Below are 21,002 nucleotides of genomic sequence, written 5' to 3' on the forward strand. Positions count from 1 at the left end.
CATCAAATTTTGTTATCAGTTAAGAAAAAATATAAATAAAATCTAAAACAATCAAAGTTGGTACTAAAAAGTACGTTTAGTATTATTAGGAATATAGTGAATAATAATCACTACAACTCTTAACTAAAATAACCTGTTAGTTATTGATAAAATATTAATTTGAGTTTTCTCATTTGATAAATGAATAAGTTTAAAATTTAATAAGTTATTTATTGAAAATTGATTTAGAGTTTCTTTGAAAATTTCACATATTAGTATTTTAAATTTTTTCATTATTACTTTTTAATACTATAAATTTGGAATTTTCAGGCTTAGCTTTACGCCTATGCTTAGAACCATATATAATATTTCACGTTGACTGATAAAATTGTTTTTTTAAAATTGAATAATAAAAATACAACTATTTTTTTTCTATAATTAAAAGTTTAGGAGCTGATTCACTTCTATTTAAAACCTCATGTAGCATAACGCCATATAATTTTTTATCAAGATTTTTAACATATTTCATAATTGCCATCTCTTCTTTTTTTCCCTCATCATGTCCTACATAAATAGCTATTGAAACTATCCCACCTGAATTTAGCAATTCTAATCCACTCTCTATACTTTTTATAGTACTCTCTACCATAGTAGTTATAGACTTATCACCACCAGGTAAAAAACCCAAATTATACATAATTGCATCTACATTTTCTTTTATATATTTTTCTAATTTACTATGACTATCATTTATTAATTCAACTTTATTGTTATTTCTTTTTTTATAATTATCTACTGCTATTTTTTGTATATCAAAACTATAGACTTTATTAAAATTTTTACTTAAAAAATCTGTGTCATATCCATTACCTAATGTACCATCAATTGCAACATTTTTATTTTCAGTAAAGTTTTTTACTATATGTTGCGAAAGCATACTTACGTCACTTACATACTTAAACATAAAACTACTCCCCTTTTAGATGTATAATTTCATTATCTGTTAAAAATCTATATTTACCTTCTTTAAGATTACCTAATTTAATATTTCCAACAGACAATCTCTTAAGCCTCACAACCTTATGATTTATTGCATCACACATCTTTCTTACTTGTCTATTTTTACCTTCATGAATTACTATTTCTAAATCACACAATAGATTTTTCTTATCTTTATCATTTATTTTTAACAGCTTACACTGTGCTGGAGCTGTTATATACCCCCCTATATCTACACCTTTACAAAATTTTTCCATTTCTAATTTCGTAGGTATACCTTTAACTGTAGCTATATAAACTTTGTTTTTTTCCACCCTAGGATGTATTACTCTGTTATATACATCTCCATCATTGGTAAGTAATATAAGTCCTGAAGTATCATAATCCAACCTTCCTATAGGATATATTCTTTCATTTACATCTATCAAATCTATTATGGTTTTTCTTCCTTTTTCATCTTTAACTGTAGATACATATCCCACTGGCTTATTAAGTGCTATATATACCTTTCTTTTTTCTGGTTGTATTTTTTTACCGTCTACTTCTATAACATCCTTATCTTTATTTACCTTTATTCCAAGTTCTTTTATAAAAACACCATTAACTTTAACTCTTCCAGCTTGTATTATCTCTTCACATTTTCTTCTTGAGGCAACACCGCAACTTGCCATATATTTTTGTAATCTTTCTTCCAAATTCTCACATCCTAAATAATTTCAAATATAAGTTATTATAATATCTTAAATTTTAAAATGCAAATTACGCTTGAAATCATATACTATTTGTTTAATAATTAAATTATGTTATTATTCCGAATCTTTATTCTTTAAATCATATAATTTTAGGAGGAAAATTTATGAACAATACATTTTATATGCCTACAAAAATAATTTTAGGTGAAAATTGTTTAAATAATAATAAATATTTATTAGAACCCCTTGGAAATAAAGCTCTTTTAGTAACTGGAAAACATTCTTCTAAGGCTAATGGTTCTTTAAATGATGTTAAAAACATTTTAAAAGATTTAGATGTTGAATATTACTTATATGATGAAGTTGAAGAAAATCCTTCTCTAGACACTATTAACAAAATATCTAATTTAGGAAAACTTAAAAACGTTGATTTTGTAATTGGAATTGGTGGTGGTTCACCTTTAGACGCATCAAAAGCTGCTGCTGTACTTATTAATAATACAGATGCAACAATAACCGATTTAGGAAATAATCCTTCCTTATCAGCCGTTCCAGTAATAGCCATTCCTACTACTGCTGGTACCGGCAGTGAAACTACACCATATTCAATAGTCACTGATCATAACTTAAAACCAAAAGAGGAATATGTCAAAAGGTTTTTCCTATAATGTCCTTCTTAGACCCATCTTATCTTATTAACATACCAATATCAATAAGAGTAAATACAGGAATAGATGCACTTTCTCATTTAATAGAAGGTTATTTATCATCTAATGCTAATATACTAAGTGATAGTTTAGCAGAGAAAGGACTAGAATATTTTGGAGATTGCATTTATTATCTTCAATCTGAAAAATTAAATTTAAAACAATGTGAAAAATTACTTGTAGCTTCTACAATTGCTGGTATGGTAATTTCTCAAGCTGGAACATCATTACCACATGGAATGGGTTATGCTTTAACATATTATAAAAACATTCCTCATGGTAAAGCTAATGGATTATTGTTAAAAGAATATCTTAACTTTTGTAGTGATAAATTAAAAGTTAACAAAATACTTTCACTTCTTAAATTTAATAATTTAGATGATTTTGGAACATTCTTAGACAAATTGTTTGATGAAAAAATCTCTTTATCAGAAAAAGAAATTATAGAATACTCATATTCTATGGTCGGTAATACTCTAAAACTTAAAAACCATCCTACAAAAGTTACTGTTGAAGATATAGCAACCATTTATAAATCTGTATTGTAAGTCTATATTTTAAAAGAAGAGATTATTTTCATTATTATAATGATCTCTTCTTTAACTTCAAAACACTTACTTTATTTATTTTTCTCTTTCTTCTCATATTTTTTAATTCATCCATAAATTTATATTCCTTTGTATTTTTATTCTTCTTTTTTCTTTTATAAATCTGTTTATATTCTACATAATTACTATTTTTAAACACCTCACTAATTCTTAGCATCTTAACTCCCTCCAATTTTAACTTAAATATATTTTCGTACTTATATATATTTCTTTAAGATATAAACATGGAGTTTTATACTGAAATTCTAACTTATTCACTTATCTAATATATTTTTGATAATAAATAAATTTTAGAATTAGTTATCATTAAAATTTTTATATTTATCCTTCCATTCTCTTTTTAAGATATCCATATACAGAGCATCTTGAAATCCTTCACTTTTGCTATCATAAAAAGCTTCTCTAATTATACCTATAGGTTTAAACCCTAATTTTTTATACAAACCTTGAGCTTTTCTATTATCAATCATAGTAGTTAATTCAATTTTATTTATATTAAAATTTTTAAAAATAAAATCTATAAAATGAAATAATGCATCTTTTCCATATCCTTTTCCTTGTTCATTTATCTCACAAATTTTTATTCCAAATTCACATTTTTGATTTTTTAAATCTAAACTACAATAATTAATCTCACCTATAGGTGTTAAACTATCTTTTTTACATATTATAAACCTTTTGTTTTTTGGAGAAAGCTCCTCTTTTGCTATTTCTCTGTTAACTATATTTTTAATTGCTTCTTTACTTTGAAGTGTTCCAAATGCTAATCCTGCATGTTCCATTAATCCTCCATCATTCCACCATCTATATAAAAGTTCTTCATCTCCTCCTTCCAACGGTCTTATAATTGTTAAATTTCCTATTATCATAAAAAATCTCCAATCTTCAAACTATATCTTTTATAGGATTCCAAGTTGACTCTTAAAGTTATCCATTCCAAAACTTGGATACCTAAAATAGTGAGACATGCTCCGAATTACTTAGAATTCAACACTGCATCTTGTATAAAAATATTTTAAGGTTATTGAATAAATTTAAATTGGAGCTTGTTTCCCTAGATACTTTATAAATTTTTTATTACCGATTCTACAACTTTAGTTGCTTTTTCAAGTCCACTTAACACAATTTCTCCCCCAAAACCTGGATTCCATTTATGCCATAATTCATCGCTTATAGCTAAAATATTGCACACTTTTGTATTTGTAGCTTGTCCAAAAGCATACATAGCTGAAGTCTCCATATCAACTCCACATACCCCTACTTTAGAATGTTTTTCTATTTGGTCTAAAGTTTCCTTATATATAGCATCAGTAGTCCATTGTGATCCTACAGTATATTTATATCCTATATTCTTTAAAGAACTTTCTATTTTACATTTTAATTCTTCACAAGGATATACATTATCTTTATGATCTAAATAATGGTATGAAGTACCTTCTTCTCTTATGCTTTCATAAGGTATTAATAAATCACCAAGTTTTAAATTTTCATTTAAACTACCTGCAAGACCTATACCTATAAATACTTTTCCTCCAAGTTCCCTAAGTTCTTCCATTGCTGCTATAGTCGCTGGTGCACCTATACTGCTATAAAATAAAGTTACTAACTTTCCATTAATATTTATATTATATATTTCATGTCTTTTACCAAAAGTGTTATATGATGGATTAACCCCATTATACTTATCCTTTAAATAGTCTATAACGTTATTAAACCAAGATAATATAACAGTTTCTCCAACCTTAATATCTTCTAATTTTACATTTTTACTTTCCAGTACATAGTTAATGTAATCTTTAGCTGTAAATCTTTCCATTTAATTCACCACTTTCTATAAATCATCTCCACTATAGTATTACTATTAATAATATCATTATTTTTATTTTTTCAAAACAATCAGAATGTTTCATATGTTATCTTTTTCTTATATATCAGTTTTAAATTTCCTTAAATTAGTCTATGATAATAATAAGATATATATACTTTTATTATCAATTTTATGAGGTGAATTTATTAATGATTAATAAGGCTTTAGAAGTTTTAAATAAATACTTTGGTTATAATAGTTTTAGAAAAGGACAAGAAAATGTAATTCATTCTATTTTAAATGGAAATGATACTGTAGCTATAATGCCTACTGGTGGTGGTAAATCTATATGTTATCAACTCCCAGCAATTTTATTTGATGGTATAACAATTGTAGTATCACCATTAATTTCTCTTATGAAAGATCAAGTAGACAATTTAAAAGCTACTGGAATAAGTGCTGGATACATAAATAGCTCTCTTTCATCATTAGAGTATAAAATCGTAAAAGAAAAAATATTAAACAATGATTTAAAAATACTTTATGTAGCACCAGAACGATTGTTATCTCAAGATTTTATAACATTAATATCTAATGTTAATGTACCATTTATAGCTATAGATGAGGCCCACTGTGTTTCTCAATGGGGTCATGATTTTAGATCTAGCTACACAAAAATAAATGAATTTATAAATCTTTTAAAAACCCGCCCAACTGTTGCTGCTTTTACCGCTACTGCTACAGAAGAAGTTAAAAATGATATGGTTAAACTTCTTCACTTAAATAAGCCTTCCATATTTATAACAGGCTTTGATAGAGAGAATTTAATACTAAAAGTTGTTCAAGGTGGAAATAAAGAAACTTTTATTTTAAACTACTTAAAAACTCACAAAGAAGATTCCGGTATAATTTATTGTGCTACACGAAAAGAAGTAGAATCCCTTTGGGAACTTTTAAATAACAAAGATATTACAGCTTTAAAATACCATGCTGGTCTTTCTGATAATGATCGTTTAGAAAATCAAGAATCTTTTCTTTATGATAACTGTAATATAATAATTGCTACTAATGCTTTTGGTATGGGAATAGATAAATCTAATGTAAGATTTGTAATACACCATAATATGCCTAAAAATATTGAAAGTTATTATCAAGAAATAGGTAGAGCAGGAAGAGATGGTGAAGAAAGTGAATGTATTCTTCTTTTTTCTCAATCAGATATACATCTGCAAAAATATTTAATTGATGTAAGTACTTATAATGAAAATAGAAAATTAAATGAGTATAATAAGTTGCAACTAATGGCAGATTTTTCGTATTCCAATGATTGTCTTAAAAAATTCATCCTAAACTATTTTGGTGAAAATTATAATCAAGATTGTGGTAAATGTAGCAACTGCCATTTCGAAGGAGAATTTGTTGATAAAACAGAAGAAGCTAGAAATGTATTATATTGTGTTTATGAAATGAAACGTCCCTTAGGTGTAACATCTATTATAGATATACTTAAAGGTTCTAAAAATAAAAAAGTCTTAAGACTTGGCCTAGATAAACTTAATACTTACGGAATAATGAGTAATGTTTCAAAAGATTACTTGAAAACTTTTATTCATACTCTTATCTCCCATAGATATTTAGAAAGCCTTCAAGGGAATTTTCCTACAGTAGGACTTACCCAAAAATCTATTCCTATACTTAAAAGAGAAGAAAATGTTATATTCAAGGAATTTGTAAACAAGGAATACGTAGATGCAAATAATGAACTGCTTTCAATTTTAAAATCTCTAAGAAGAGATATTGCCAATGATGAAAACATACCACCATATGTTGTTTTCTCTGATAGTACCTTAAAGGAACTTAGTATAAGACTTCCTATTAATAAGGAAGAATTACTTGATATAAGTGGAATTGGAGAACATAAATGCGAAAAGTATGGAACTCTATTTTTAAATATAATAAACGCATATGTAAATGAAAATAATATAACTTTAAATTTTGTTTTTACTAAAACAAAAAATGATTCTCAATCTAAAACATCTTCTCATAAAGGCAAAACTATAGAAGTTACAATGGACTTATTAAGTAATAACCCATCTATCGAGAATGTTTGTAAGCAACGTAATCTTCAAATAGGAACTATACTTGAGCATATAAAAAAATATTTAGAAGAACATGAAAATACTAATTTGCCTCTAGATTTTTCTAACTTGTACGATGAAAATAATGAAAAAGAGATTTTAGATGCAATAAAACAAGTAGGAAGAAATAGATTAAAGCCTATTAAAGAAATAGTAAATCCTAATATAACTTATGATGAGATAAAAGTAGTTATATTTAAGAATTATTTCGTTTCATAAATGAATTTAATCATCTTTATTAACAAATAAATTTTATTATTAATACAAAATTCAAAAGTGTACACTTTTTATCACTACAACATACTATATAGTATTATATTTAATATATAGTATGTTGTTTTAAAGTATTTAAGAGCATTTAAGAGATATTGTTATCTTTTTCAACGGTATTCAACTTATTTTTATTTTTATTATGCTATACTTTATTTGATTTTTTTCCATTTATGTTGTACTATATTCTTGTAAAGAAAATACGTAATTAATTGATTTAATAATAAATTTTAAAAAGTTTTTAATGAATACTCAGGGGGTAGTTTTATGATAAATGTAGGTATAAATGGATTTGGAAGAATAGGAAGAACGTTTTTAAGAATAGCTTCTGAAAATCCTGATAATAATTTTAATATAGTATCAATAAATGCTAGAGCTGATGTTGAAACATTAGCACATCTATTTGTTTACGATTCATGTTTCGGAACTTTCAAAGGTGATGTGAAAACAACTGAAGACTCTCTAATAATAAATGGAAAAGAAATCAAGATAACAAGATGTGCTGAACCAAAGGATATTCCTTGGGAAGCTCTTAATGTTAATTTAGTTATAGAATCTACTGGAAAATTCAAAACTAGAGAAGAACTTATGGGCCACGTAGATGCTGGTGCAAAAAAAGTTATATTAACAGCTCCAGGAAAAGATGAAGATATAACTGTTGTTATGGGAGTAAATGACGATAAGCTAGATGTATCTAAACATACTTTAATTTCTAATGCATCTTGCACAACAAATTGTTTAGCTCCAGTAGTTAAAGTGTTAAATGAAAAATTTGGTATCGTAAACGGATTTATGACTACTATTCACTCATATACAAATGATCAACAAATACTAGATAAAAGTCATAAAGATTTAAGAAGAGCTAGAGCTGCTGGTCAATCAATAGTTCCAACTTCAACTGGTGCTGCAAAAGCTGTTGCAAAAGTTTTACCAGAACTTAGCGGAAAACTTAATGGTTTTGCTTTAAGAGTACCAACAGCAGCAGTATCAATAACTGATTTAGTTTGTGAACTTGAAAAAGAAGTTACTGTTGAAGAATTAAATAACGCATTTAAAAATGCATCTGAAAATGAATTAAAAGGAATCTTAGGATATTGTGATTTACCTTTAGTTTCTGTTGACTTTAAAGGAGACGATAGATCTTCAATACTTGATGCACTTTCAACTATGGTAAACGGAAAAATGGTTAAAGTTGCTGCATGGTATGACAATGAATGGGGATATTCTGCAAGAGTTGTGGATTTAGCTAATGTGGTAGCAGAAGCCTTAAATTCTGAAGTAGTTTGTAAAACTGCTTAAAACTTAAAACAACCTCTAAAATAACTACTTATACGAAAGTATAGTAGTTATTTTTTTATTTAAAATTTTAATTTACTTTACCTATACAAATCAAATTTATCTTACTTTCAAAAGGAATATTTATACTTATCTTTACCAATACTAGATTTGATTACTAAACTTATACAGGAGGTTTTTTTATGGAGAATGATATGTTTTGCTATCAATGTGAGCAAACTGTCGGAGGAAAAGGTTGCACTAAAGTAGGTGTTTGTGGTAAAACACCGGATATTGCAAACCTTCAAGATTTACTTATATATCAATTAAAAGGTATGAGTTTTTATGGATTTGAACTTATTAAAAAAGGTAAAAAATTGATAAAAAGTACGTATCTTTTATAGAAGATAGTTTATTTTCAACCCTTACAAATGTAAACTTTGATTTAGACTTTTTTGTTAATCAATTAAAAAAATCTAAAAAATATAAAAATGAACTAAAATCTAAGATAGATAATATTACTGATGAATCTGATATAGCAAAGTATCAATTACCTGACACTAAAGAAGAAATGTTACACGACTCTAAAATAGCAGGAATTATGTATAATCAAAACTTAGATGCTGATATTCGTTCAGTAAGACAAACAATAATTTACTGTCTAAAAGGAATTAGCGCATATTCTCATCAAGCAAGGTTTATAAATCATCATGACGATGATGTTGATAATTTTTATTTTGAAGCATTATCAGCTGTTATAAATGATTCATTATCATTAGAAAATCTAATTAATGTAATGATAAAAGCTGGTAAAATGTCTGTTAAATGTATGGAGGTATTGGATAAAGCTAATAACGAATTATTCAAATCTCCATCTCCTCAAAAAGTGAATGTAAAAACTAAAAAAGGACCTTTCATAATAGTTTCTGGTCATGATCTAAAGGATTTAGAAATGCTTCTTGAACAAACCAAAGATAAAGGAATAAATGTTTATACCCATGGTGAAATGTTACCTGCTCATGGTTACCCTAACCTTAATAAATATTCCCACCTTGTAGGTAACTTTGGTGGAGCTTGGCAAGATCAACAAAAAGACTTTGACAATATTCCTGGATGTATTCTAATGACAACTAATTGTCTTATGAAACCCCGTGATTCTTACAGCGACAGAATTTTTACAACTAGCGTTGTTGGTTGGAAGAATATAAAGCATATTCCTAAGAAAAATGATGGAACTAAAGACTTTTCAGAAATAATAAATAAAGCCTTAGAACTTGGTGGGTTTAAGGAAGATGAAGTTCCACAGGAAATTTTAGTAGGCTTTGGACATAAAGCAACATTAAGTCATGCAGAAAAAATAATAAAACTTGTTAAAGAAGGAAAAATTAAACGTTTCTTTGTAATAGGTGGTTGTGATGGAGCTAGACCAGGTAGAAATTATTACACCGAATTTGCTAAACAACTTCCAAATGATTGTATAATTTTAACTTTAGCTTGTGGAAAATACAGGTTTAACAAATTAGATTTTGGTGATATAGATGGAATACCTAGACTCTTAGACATAGGACAATGTAACGATGCTTATTCTGCAGTAAGAATAGCATTAGCTCTTGCAGATGCTTTTAATTGTACTGTCAATGACCTTCCTCTATCTATTGTACTTTCATGGTATGAACAAAAAGCTGTTGCTGATTTGTTAGCATTACTTTCATTAGATATAAAAGGAATTTACCTTGGCCCATCCCTTCCAGCATTTTTATCACCTAACGTACTTCAATATCTTATAGACAATTTTGATATAAAACCTATAAGCACACCAGAAGATGATTTAAAATCAATCTTTAGAAATTCATAATATAAAAAAAGACTGTCAAAGCAGTCTTTTTTTTATATTATGAATTTATATTTATATTGTAAATTAATAAGTGATAAATTTACTTTAACATAAAATTTTATTTAAAACATATATCTCATTATTTGTCTTATTAAGACATGAACATGTTTATATCATCATCAACATTTGTTATTCCACCAATTCCAAAGTTATCAACTAATACTTTTGTTACATTTGGTGATAAAAATGCTGGTAATGTTGGTCCTAAATGTATATTTTTAACGCCTAAATGCAATAGTGACAATAATACTATAACTGCCTTTTGCTCATACCATGCTATATTATAACTTATTGGTAAGTCATTTACACTTTCAACACCAAATACTTCTGCAAGCTTTAAAGCTATTACAACTAATGAATATGAATCATTACATTGTCCTGCATCTAGCACTCTAGGAATTCCATTAATATCTCCTAAATTTAATTTATTATATTTATATTTTGCACAACCTGCTGTTAAAATTATTGTATCTTTTGGTAACTTTTCTGCAAATTCTGTATAGTAATTTCTTGATTTAGCTCTTCCATCGCATCCAGCCATAACAAAGAATCTCTTTATATCTCCAGCCTTTATAGCTTCAACAATCTTATCTGCTAATGCAATTACTTGATTATGAGCAAAACCGCCAACAATTTGTCCCTTTTCTATTTCTGTAGGTGCTTTACACTTTTTAGCCATTTCTATTAATTGAGAAAAATCTTTTTTACCAAATTTGTCAGTTTCTATATGCTTACATCCTGGAACACCTGTTGCTCCTGTTGTAAATAATCTATTCTTATAAGAATTGGATGGAATTACAACACAATTTGTTGTCATAAGTATAACCCCATTAAACTTTTCAAATTCTTCTTTTTGTTTCCACCAAGCATTTCCGTAATTACCTGCAAAATGTTTATATTTTTTGAACTTAGGATAATATTGACCTGCTAACATTTCACCATGTGTATAAACATCTACTCCCGTTCCTTCTGTTTGCTGAAGTAACATTTCTAAATCTTTTAAATCATGTCCTGATATTAATATTCCTGGATTATTTCTTACTCCTATATCTACTGTTGTGATTTCTGGATGACCATAAGTTTTAGTATTAGCGCTATCAAGTAATGCCATTCCATCCACACCATATTTTCCTGCTTCAAGAGCTATCCCTACTAAATCATCTACCGTTAAAGTATCATCTAAAGTTGCTGCTAATGCTTTTGCCATAAATCCATGAATTTCGTCACTATTGTATTCTAAATTCATAGCATGTTTCATATATGCTGATAATCCCTTTAATCCATAAAGTATAAGTTCTCTCAAACTTCTTATATCTTCATTTTCAGTTGCTAACACTCCAACTGTTTCCGATTTTTGCACAAAAGCTAATTCATTATTACCCTTCCAATGAGCAGCATCTGGAATAATTATTTCTTTAGTATTCATACCTAATATTTTTTTCAAAAAACCACCAGTTACCTTAGTCTCACCTATAACCCCACCAGCTTTTAAAACCTTAACTTTTAAGCTTTCTCTCAATTTTAAAGTTTGTTTAATTCTTTCTAAAAGATCGTCTCTATCAAAATTTGCATTTGTAATTGTTGAAAATAAATTTTCTGTTATACATTTGTCTACTTCTTTATCTATCACACCAACTTTTCTACCTTCATTACTTATAATCGCAAGACCTTTAGTAACGTATACTAATAAATCCTGAGTCTTTGCTACATCTTCAGTTTTTCCACAAACACCTTTTACTGTACATCCCTTACATCCTGCTGCTTCTTGACATTGATAACAAAACATTCCCATTATGAATTCCTCCTTGATTTCTCATACTATTTCTATGTATTATAAGGTTTTAAGTTTTAATTTTAACTTATATTTTTTTAGTTTAGAAAAAACATGTATTAGTTGTATTTATGTTAATTCTTACTATACTTTATCTATTTGCAATAAAATCTTTATGTATAAATTAAACCTTCAACTTACATCCTTATATATCATTCTTTTAATATCTGTCTTCCACAATTGAAAGTATACTATTTTTCAGATTACATTTCGGTAACTATTGTTACACATTCTGTTAAAATATAAAAATGTTATTTTTTTATTTTAATATTTTTTAATAATAAAATTCACTTTTAAAAATAAAAATAAGAACCTAGTTAAGCTAAGTTCTTATTTTCATTATAGTACTTTTTATTAAAATTATTTTTATTAAAGCTATTTTAATTTAATTATAAGTTGACCACTTTCAACTTGGCTACCCTCATTAACTAACACTTCTTCTATCTCTCCAGAAATTTTAGATACTATATTAGTTTCCATTTTCATAGCTTCTAAAATCATAAGTTTTTGATTTTTTTCTATTTTATCCCCTTTTTTAACTAACACCTTAACAACTTTTCCCGGTATACTAGCACCTATTTCTGTATGATCCTCTTTACTAGCAAACACAATTGACTTTTCATTTTTATTTTCTTCAATAGCCCTATCTTTTACATCTATTTCTCTTCTAAATCCATTTACTTCAAATATTACTTTTCTCATACCTTTTGAATCTGGATTTAGAACTTTTATTAGTTTTACTAAAAATACCTTACCTTCTTCAACTTCAATTTCTAAAGTTTCCCCTTCCACTATTCCATGGAAAAATGGCACACTTGGCATATTTGAAAAATCACCTTTTGTCTTCTTATACTCTACATATTCTTTAAATACCTTTGGATATAAAGCATAAGCTATAATATCTTTTTTCTCTGGAGTTATTTCTAATTCTTCTCTTAATATTTTTTCTATCTTTTCAAAATCTTCATCCTTTAAAAGTTCTCCAGGTCTACATTCTATAGAATCTTCATCTTTTAAAACAATCTTCTGTAAATCTTTTGGGAATCCTCCATTAGGTTGTCCCATCATACCTTTAAAATAATCTACAGCTGAGTCTGGGAATGATAATATTTCCCCTTTTTCTAATATATTATTAGAATCAATATTATTTTTAACCATAAATATAGCCATATCACCTATCATTTTAGATGATGGAGTAACCTTAACAATGTCTCCAACCATACCATTTACTTCTTTATACATATCCTTTATTTCTTGGAACTTATGACCAAGACCAAAACTCTTAACTTGTTGTTTTAAATTAGAATATTGTCCTCCTGGAATTTCATATTTATATATTTCAGCACTTGTAGCCTTTAACTCAGACTCAAAGTCTTCATAAATAGGTCTTACACTTTCCCAATAATCAGATATTTGCTGTAAACTGTCACATTCTAACTTTGTATCACGTTTTGTATTTTCAAGAGCTGCTACAACAGAATTTAAAGCAGGTTGACTTGTAAGTCCTGACATACTATTAAATGCAGTGTCTACAATATCTACTCCAGCTTGTGCCGCCATAAGTACAGTGGCAACCCCATTTCCACTGGTGTCATGCGTATGTAAATGTATTGGTATATTTATCTCTTCTTTTAATGCAGATATAAGTTCATATGCAGCATATGGTTTTAAAAGCGCTGACATGTCTTTTATACCTAATATATGAGCTCCCATAGATTCTATTTCTTTAGCCATTTTAATATAATAATTTAAATCATATTTTTTTCTACTACTATCTAAAATATCCCCTGTATAGCACATACATACTTCAGCAACTTTTCCTGTTTTTAAAACTTCATCTGTTGCTACTTCCATACCTTTTAACCAGTTTAGTGAGTCAAATATTCTAAATACATCAATACCTTTATCTGCAGATTCCTTTATAAATTCTCTTATAACATTATCTGGATAGTTTTTATATCCAACTCCATTGGCACCTCTAATTAACATTTGGAATAATATATTTGGAATTTTCTTTCTTAATATCTCCAATCTTTCCCATGGATCTTCTTTTAAGAATCTATATGCAACATCAAAAGTTGCTCCTCCCCACATTTCAACTGAAAATAAATCTTTTGCAAGATGAGACATTGGTTCTGCTATCATCGCCATATCTTTTGTTCTAAGTCTTGTTGCCATAAGTGATTGATGAGCATCTCTCATTGTTGTATCAGTTAAAAGTAATTTCTTTTCATTTTTAATCCACTCAGTAAGACCTAATGGTCCTTTTTTATCTAAAATTTGTTTGGTTCCACTTAAAGACTGAGACTTAGGAAATTTAGGTATTTGAGGTATATCAAAATCTTTATGACTATGCTTTCCCTCATTAACTATTTTTTCGCCTAAAAAATTAAGTAATTTAAGTTCTTTATCTTCTTTAGGTATTACATTTAACAATTCTGGATGCTTTTCAATAAAGCTTGTTGTACAAATACCTTTTTCAAATTCTTCACAACTTAAAACATTTATTAAAAAATCAGAGTTAGTCTTAACACCATCTATTTTAGTTTCTCTAACCGAACGTTTTGCTTTATTTATTGTTTCTTTAAAAGTTCTTCCATGAGTTATTACTTTTACTAATAAGCTATCGTAATATGGACTTATGACAGCTCCAGTAAATCCATTACCACCATCAAGTCTTACACCAAACCCTGAACTAGTTCTATACATATCTATCTTACCTGTATCTGGGAAGAAATTATTCATAGGGTCCTCAGTAGTTATCCTACATTGTATAGAGTATCCCATGCAATGTACGTCTTTTTGACTTCCTATTCCAATTTCTTTAGAACCTAAACTAAATCCTTGTGCTATTAAAATTTGACATTGTACTATATCTATAGATGTAAGCATTTCTGTAACTGTATGCTCTACTTGTATTCTTGGATTCATTTCAATGAAATAATAGTTTCCATGACTATCTACTAAAAACTCTGCTGTTCCTGCACTTCTATAGTTAACAGCTTTAGCTATCTTTATTGCATCATTACATATATTTTCTCTTAAACTTTCAGGTAATGAAAAAGCAGGAGTATATTCTACGAGTTTTTGATGTCTTCTTTGTATAGAGCAATCTCTTTCATAAAGATGAACTATATTACCATATTTATCTCCAAGCAATTGAACTTCTATATGTTTAGGGTTTTCTATATATTTTTCTATAAAAATATCATCTATTCCAAAAGCTTTTTTTGCTTCGTTTCTAGCACTTATATATGCATCTATAAGCTCTTCCTCGTTACGAACAATCCTCATACCTCTTCCGCCACCACCAGCAGCAGCCTTTAACATTATAGGATAACCACATAAATTAGCAAGTTCTTTTGCTTTTTCTGCTGACTTTATTGGCTCATTTGTTCCAGGTATAATAGGAACTCCAACAGATTCTGCAACTATTTTACACTTTATTTTTTCTCCTAGTTTATCCATCATTTCAGATGTTGGTCCTATAAATTCTATATCATTTTCTTCACACTTTTTAGCAAATTCCATATTTTCAGATAAGAACCCATATCCTGGATGAATTGCATCAACTTGCTTTTTCTTTGCTAATTCTATTATTTCATCAATAGAAAGATATGCTTCTACCGGTCCTTTTCCACGTCCTATTTGATAAGCTTCATCTGCTTTTGTTCTAAATAACGCACCTTTATCTTCTTCTGAGTATATAGCTACTGTTCTTATTCCAAGTTCATGACAGGCCCTGAATACTCTTATAGCTATTTCCCCTCTATTTGCAACAAGAATTTTTTTAAAACTCATTTAAATCCACCCTTTCACTAGTTCTAACATAATATGTATATCGTTTTATCTATATAATATAATTATACGATTTTAATTATCCAAATATTTTTAAAATTTAAACTATATAATAGTTATCTTTTTAGTTTTCAAATTATAATCATAAATAATTTAACATTCAATCTATTTTTTGTTAATATAGAGTCCAACGGTAAATTATTTAATATGAATTTGAATAATTTACTATTAGACCCTATATAATTTTCTTATAACAATTCTATATTGTTTTCTTTACATTTCTTTATCATTTCTTTATTCCATATACTAGCTTGAACTTCTCCTATATGTGCTTTTCTTAAAAAATACATACAGATCCTAGATTGTCCTATTCCACCACCAATAGTATATGGAAGCTTTTTGTTTAATAGCATCTTATGATATTCTAATTCTTTTCTATCTTCACAGCCATTTATTTTTAATTGTTTTAAAAGAGAATTTTCATCTACTCTTATTCCCATAGATGAAAGTTCTAATGGCTTATCTAGAATAGGGTACCAAAATATTATATCTCCATTTAGTTCCCAATCATCATAATCAGGAGATCTTGTTCCATGCCTTTCTCCAGAGTTTAAAACTTTTCCTATTTTACTTATAAAAACTGCGCCTTTTTCTTTTGTTATCAGTTTTTCCCTTGTATCCGAATCAACATCTGGATACATATCCTCTAACTGCTGAGATGTGATAAAATATATGTTTTCCGGCAACATAGGCTTTATATGTGAGTATCTTTCACATACAATTCTTTCAGTTTCTTTAAAAGTTGTATATATTTTATTTACTACATCTTTTAAATAAACTTCACTACGTTGCTCTTTACTTACTATTTTTTCCCAATCCCATTGATCTACATATATGGAGTGAGTATTATCTAAAATCTCATCTCTTCTAATGGCATTCATGTCTGTATAAATACCTTCATTAACCTCAAATCCATAATTACTTAAGGCTATTCTTTTCCATTTAGCAAGAGATTGTACAATTTCCAAATTATCTTCTTTTATGTCTAAAGCATCAAAGGAAACTGGTCTTTCCACTCCATTTAAACTGTCATTCACTCCAGTATTTTCCATAACAAATAACGGAGCTGATATTCTTGTAAGATTTAAGTTTTCTGCTAAACTTTTTTCAAAATAATCTTTAATAAATTTTATAGCTCTTTCAGTTTCTATAATACTTATTTCTGAATTATAATTTTTTGGAATTATTAAGTTTTTATCCTCTTTCACAAATTCATGTTTATCTTTTTTTACTAAAGTATATTCCCCACCTGAACCATCTCCTAACGATTTTTGATTTATTTTTTCATTTCTAAATTATATATTATATTTTAGCGTAAAAATCAATCTCATAATTAATTGTATTTTAACGCCAAATTTAAAAAGAAAACTTATTTTGTATCAGCTTTTGTATCAGCTATTAACATAGTACATCTTTTTTATCAAAATTGCAATATATTTTTAAATTAATTTCAATATTTTTATTGATTAGTTAATTTAAAGTATTTTTTCTTTATTTTTATCATTTAAATTTGCTATTTAACATACTTTATAGTGTTTTTTAGTGTTTTTATTCCTTTTATACCTTACTTGTTTTTTTTGCATGAAACATAGCCATCATAAAAATTTCATTATTGTAGCATTTTATTCATTTGTGATACACTTTTATTGGTTTTTTTATATTTTTAGATTTTTTTATATTTAAACTCCTCATAACCTTGTATTTATAATAGTTTAAATAGTGCTCACATAAAACAAATAATATTAAAAATAAAAAAGTATTTAAAAATAAATTTTAAATTTATTTTTAAATACTTTTTACTATTCATCTATCTTTTTCTACCTAATAATCTTAATAAATATATAAATATATTTATTAAGTCTAAATAAAGGTTTAATGCTGCTAATATAGCAAATTTATTAACTTCAACCGGTGAAAGTTCATATGAATACTTATGTATAATCTTTATTTTTTGCATATCATAAGCTGTTAAAGCACAAAATATAATCATTCCTACATAATTTATAAAATTAAAAAGTCCATCATTAGATCCTAAAAGCATATTTATTATACTTACAATAATTATTCCTACAAGAGACATAATAGCAAATCTTCCTAAAGTTGATAAATCTCTTTTGGTTGTCATCCCTATCATTCCTGAGCAAAGGAACATTAAAGCTGCTATAAAAAATATAAAAATAATTGATTCTAAAGAATATGCTAATAATATGGCTGAGAACGTTACCCCACTAATTACTGAGTACAACAAGAATAATATAAACCCAGTTTTAACAGACATGCTTTCCATTTTTCTAGTTATTAAACTGACTAATCCTATTTCTACAACAATAGCTACAAAGAACGAATACTGATTATAATATAAAAATATTATAAAATCTTCATTAATACATAATGCATATGAAACTATAAAAGTTAATATTAATCCCATAGTCATGTAAAGTAATGTTTTTCCTATAAACTTATTTTGACTAACTTGAAAAGAATTTCCTTCCATTTTTTTAATTCCTCCTTCAATTAAAATTAAATTTTTTTATTTAATTCTACCATTTTAGTTATATTTTTTCAATATATTACTTGTAATTTTTGTTATTTTTTTAAAAAATTTGAATTTTTTTAAAAAATATGCTAGTATATCTATGGATTTATTTATTTTTTTGAAAAAAATGTATAATTTTGTTTTAGGAGGACTTATTATGGAAAATGATAAAAATTTTGTCCCTAGTGAAGTTAAAAAATGGAATTGGGGAGCTTTCATGTATAATATTTTATGGGGAATAGGAAATCGTTCCTATCTACCACTTTTATGTCTAATTCCTCTTTTTAATATAATATGGATTTTTGTATGTGGTGCAAAAGGTAATTCTTGGGCATGGAAAAAAGGTGATTTTGAAAGTGTTGATGAATTTATGAAAATTCAAAATACATGGTCTAGAGCTGGATTATTTTCATTTATATTAACTTTGATTGTTATAGTTTTATATTTATTGATAGTAATTTTTGCATTTATTCCTTTATTAAGTAATTATGGAGAATACTATAATTATTAAACTATATATTATATAATGAAAGAAAAAACTATGTGTAGTTAAAACTCATAGTTTTTTCTTTTATATTTTATAAAAATATAATTTTTAAAAGTTAATTTAAAACTTTTTATTAAGTTAGACATTTCACGCATTATTATGTTATAATGAATTGCATATAAAATATATGTTAATTTTTTTTAAACAATTTTTATTATTTCTATAATAGAAATTTATTTTTTTGCAAAGTTTTTGTAAAGGTTTTACTAATGATTTTTACTAAGTTAGTGTTTTCATACTTTTCATACACTAATTTAATAAAAATCCATTAGCTTTTATATAATTAAAATATTTTGAATAAAGTTAATAATCAATATAAATGATTTCTATAATAAAACATTAAATTCTAAAAGAAATTTAATTATATATAGGGAAACAAGCTCAACTTTACATTTATTCAATGATATCAAAATATTTTTATACAATATGTAGTGTTGAATTCTAAGTAATTCAGAGCATGTCTCACTATTTTGGGTTTCTAAGTTTATATAGAATAATTTTCAAAGTGGACTTGGAACCCTGAAATTAACTTTCCTTAAAATAAAGTAAAAGTAAATTGGATTTAATTTTAAATTAAGATATTAGAGGGGATGAAAGAATGAAATATTGGAAAAAGTATACTGAGGAAGAATTAAACCAAAAGGTTTCAGAAGCATTAAGTAGAACTTTAAATTATGACAATACTAATACTATAGGTATTCCTGGAACAAAATTAGATAATGCAATGTTTTATGACGGATTTGATTTTGTTAAAAAATCACCATATCTTAGAACTTTTATACAGAATCCTAATCATATAGGCTGCCATACATATGATAAAGCAGATATATTATTTGGAGGTACTTTTGATATTGAAAGAGAACTAATTCAACTTTTATCAAAAGATATACTTAATGGAGAAGATGAAGAATTTGACGGTTACATTGCTCAAGGTGGAACAGAAGCAAATATTCAAGCTATGTGGGTTTATAGAAATTACTTTAAAAATGAAAAAAATGCTAAACATGAGGAAATAGCTATAATAACATCTGCAGATACACATTACTCTGCATATAAAGGTTCTGATTTATTAAATATAGATATTATAAAAGTTCCTGTTGAATTTTATACTCGTAAAATCCAAGAAGAAGTTTTAGATAGTATAATAAAAGAAGCAAAAGAAAATGGCAAAAAATATTTTATAGTAATTTCTAACATGGGTACTACTATGTTTGGTTCTGTAGATGATCCTGATTTATATGCAAATACTTTTGATAAATATGAATTAGATTATAAAATTCATGTAGATGGTGCTTTCGGAGGATTTATATATCCTATCGGAAATAAAAATTGCAATACAGATTTTTCTAATAAAAATGTAGATTCTATTACATTAGATGCTCATAAAATGCTTCAAGCACCTTATGGTACTGGTATTTTCTTATGTAGAAAGAATTTAATACATAATACACTTACAAAAGAAGCTACTTATATAGAAAATTTAGATGTAACAATAAGTGGAAGTCGTTCTGGCGCTAATGCTGTTGCTGTATGGATGATTCTTGCTACTTATGGTCCATTTGGATGGCTTGAAAAAATAGATAAATTAAGAAATAGGACAAACTGGTTCTGTAATGAATTAGAAAACTTAAATATTACTTATTATAAAGAAGAAATGATGAATCTTGTAACTATAGAATCTAAATATGTAAATGATGAAATTGTAGAGAAATATTTCTTAACTCCAGAAGTTCATAACGATACTAATAAATGGTACAAAATAAATGTTATGGAACATGTACATTTAGAAATATTAAACTCTTTAATAAATGATTTAAAAAATCATTTAAATTCTTCTACAAAAACAGCATAAAAAGCGTGC

Annotated in this window: 15 protein-coding genes and 1 pseudogene; 7 read left to right on the forward strand and 9 right to left on the reverse strand. The window is 26.8% G+C overall.

Annotated elements, in window-relative coordinates:
* Nucleotides 1-400: 400 nt before the first annotated feature.
* Together mnmM and CSGHG_RS01605 are read right to left on the reverse strand one after the other, a co-directional pair.
* Nucleotides 401-943 carry a tRNA 5-(aminomethyl)-2-thiouridylate-methyltransferase MnmM gene (gene mnmM / locus CSGHG_RS01600; RefSeq protein ID WP_010292087.1) on the reverse strand — a complete coding sequence of 181 codons (543 nt, stop codon included), beginning with the start codon at nucleotides 941-943 and terminating at the stop codon, nucleotides 401-403.
* 4 nt (nucleotides 944-947) lie between these two features.
* The gene (locus CSGHG_RS01605; RefSeq protein WP_010292088.1) at nucleotides 948-1,673 is read right to left on the reverse strand and encodes a pseudouridine synthase; all 726 of its coding nucleotides are present in this window, start codon (nucleotides 1,671-1,673) and stop codon (nucleotides 948-950) included.
* 161 nt (nucleotides 1,674-1,834) lie between these two features.
* Here CSGHG_RS01605 and CSGHG_RS25205 point away from each other — a divergent pair, with 161 nt between their 5' ends.
* Entirely contained in the window at nucleotides 1,835-2,338 is a 504-nt protein-coding gene (locus tag CSGHG_RS25205; RefSeq protein ID WP_081496208.1) for an iron-containing alcohol dehydrogenase, read from the forward strand.
* Nucleotides 2,338-2,925 (forward strand): dehydroquinate synthase/iron-containing alcohol dehydrogenase family protein, encoded by a 588-nt coding sequence (locus CSGHG_RS25210; RefSeq protein ID WP_081496209.1) that lies wholly within the window; start codon nucleotides 2,338-2,340, stop codon nucleotides 2,923-2,925. Before CSGHG_RS25205 ends, CSGHG_RS25210 begins: the two co-directional genes overlap by 1 nt.
* Nucleotides 2,926-2,959: 34 nt before the next feature.
* Here CSGHG_RS25210 and CSGHG_RS01615 read toward each other — a convergent pair whose 3' ends face one another.
* The 3 genes from CSGHG_RS01615 to CSGHG_RS21625 all read right to left on the reverse strand — a co-directional run bounded on the left by CSGHG_RS01615 (nucleotide 2,960) and on the right by CSGHG_RS21625 (nucleotide 4,801).
* Nucleotides 2,960-3,142 carry a hypothetical protein gene (locus tag CSGHG_RS01615; RefSeq protein WP_010292089.1) on the reverse strand — a complete coding sequence of 61 codons (183 nt, stop codon included), beginning with the start codon at nucleotides 3,140-3,142 and terminating at the stop codon, nucleotides 2,960-2,962.
* Nucleotides 3,143-3,281: 139 nt separating this feature from the next.
* Nucleotides 3,282-3,854: a GNAT family N-acetyltransferase gene (locus CSGHG_RS01620; RefSeq protein WP_010292090.1), complete on the reverse strand. Its 573-nt coding sequence runs from the start codon at nucleotides 3,852-3,854 to the stop codon at nucleotides 3,282-3,284.
* A gap of 194 nt (nucleotides 3,855-4,048) precedes the next feature.
* Nucleotides 4,049-4,801 carry a nucleoside phosphorylase gene (locus CSGHG_RS21625; RefSeq protein ID WP_010292091.1) on the reverse strand — a complete coding sequence of 251 codons (753 nt, stop codon included), beginning with the start codon at nucleotides 4,799-4,801 and terminating at the stop codon, nucleotides 4,049-4,051.
* Between the two features lie 200 nt (nucleotides 4,802-5,001).
* On the opposite strand from CSGHG_RS21625, the gene recQ reads away from it, so the two are divergent.
* The 3 genes and pseudogenes from recQ (at nucleotide 5,002) to hcp (CSGHG_RS19550) (ending at nucleotide 10,330) form a co-directional block, all read left to right on the forward strand.
* A complete protein-coding gene (recQ, locus tag CSGHG_RS01630; RefSeq protein ID WP_010292092.1) occupies nucleotides 5,002-7,149 on the forward strand; it encodes a DNA helicase RecQ in 2,148 nt (715 codons plus the stop codon).
* A 318-nt stretch (nucleotides 7,150-7,467) separates the two neighbouring features.
* A complete protein-coding gene (gap, locus tag CSGHG_RS01635; RefSeq protein WP_010292093.1) occupies nucleotides 7,468-8,499 on the forward strand; it encodes a type I glyceraldehyde-3-phosphate dehydrogenase in 1,032 nt (343 codons plus the stop codon).
* 179 nt (nucleotides 8,500-8,678) lie between these two features.
* Nucleotides 8,679-10,330: pseudogene (gene hcp / locus CSGHG_RS19550) on the forward strand (hydroxylamine reductase).
* 130 nt (nucleotides 10,331-10,460) lie between these two features.
* Here hcp (CSGHG_RS19550) and hcp (CSGHG_RS01645) read toward each other — a convergent pair.
* The 4 genes from hcp (CSGHG_RS01645) to CSGHG_RS01660 form a co-directional block, all read right to left on the reverse strand.
* The gene (gene hcp, locus CSGHG_RS01645) at nucleotides 10,461-12,161 is read right to left on the reverse strand and encodes a hydroxylamine reductase (protein WP_010292099.1); all 1,701 of its coding nucleotides are present in this window, start codon (nucleotides 12,159-12,161) and stop codon (nucleotides 10,461-10,463) included.
* Between the two features lie 414 nt (nucleotides 12,162-12,575).
* Entirely contained in the window at nucleotides 12,576-16,001 is a 3,426-nt protein-coding gene (locus CSGHG_RS01650) for a pyruvate carboxylase (protein WP_010292100.1), read from the reverse strand.
* Between the two features lie 245 nt (nucleotides 16,002-16,246).
* Entirely contained in the window at nucleotides 16,247-17,266 is a 1,020-nt protein-coding gene (gene asnA / locus CSGHG_RS01655) for an aspartate--ammonia ligase (protein WP_010292101.1), read from the reverse strand.
* Between the two features lie 599 nt (nucleotides 17,267-17,865).
* Nucleotides 17,866-18,552: a Bax inhibitor-1/YccA family protein gene (locus CSGHG_RS01660; protein ID WP_010292102.1), complete on the reverse strand. Its 687-nt coding sequence runs from the start codon at nucleotides 18,550-18,552 to the stop codon at nucleotides 17,866-17,868.
* A 199-nt stretch (nucleotides 18,553-18,751) separates the two neighbouring features.
* Between CSGHG_RS01660 and CSGHG_RS01665 the strand changes: the two genes are divergently transcribed.
* Both CSGHG_RS01665 and CSGHG_RS01670 read left to right on the forward strand, forming a co-directional pair.
* Nucleotides 18,752-19,105, forward strand: a complete 354-nt coding sequence (locus CSGHG_RS01665; protein WP_010292103.1) for a hypothetical protein — start codon at nucleotides 18,752-18,754, stop codon at nucleotides 19,103-19,105.
* 634 nt (nucleotides 19,106-19,739) lie between these two features.
* Nucleotides 19,740-20,993 carry a pyridoxal phosphate-dependent decarboxylase family protein gene (locus CSGHG_RS01670; RefSeq protein WP_010292104.1) on the forward strand — a complete coding sequence of 418 codons (1,254 nt, stop codon included), beginning with the start codon at nucleotides 19,740-19,742 and terminating at the stop codon, nucleotides 20,991-20,993.
* Nucleotides 20,994-21,002: the final 9 nt, after the last annotated feature.

Origin of the sequence: Clostridium senegalense JC122, from assembly GCF_000285575.1 — a bacterium.
GTDB lineage: Bacteria > Bacillota > Clostridia > Clostridiales > Clostridiaceae > Clostridium_J > Clostridium_J senegalense.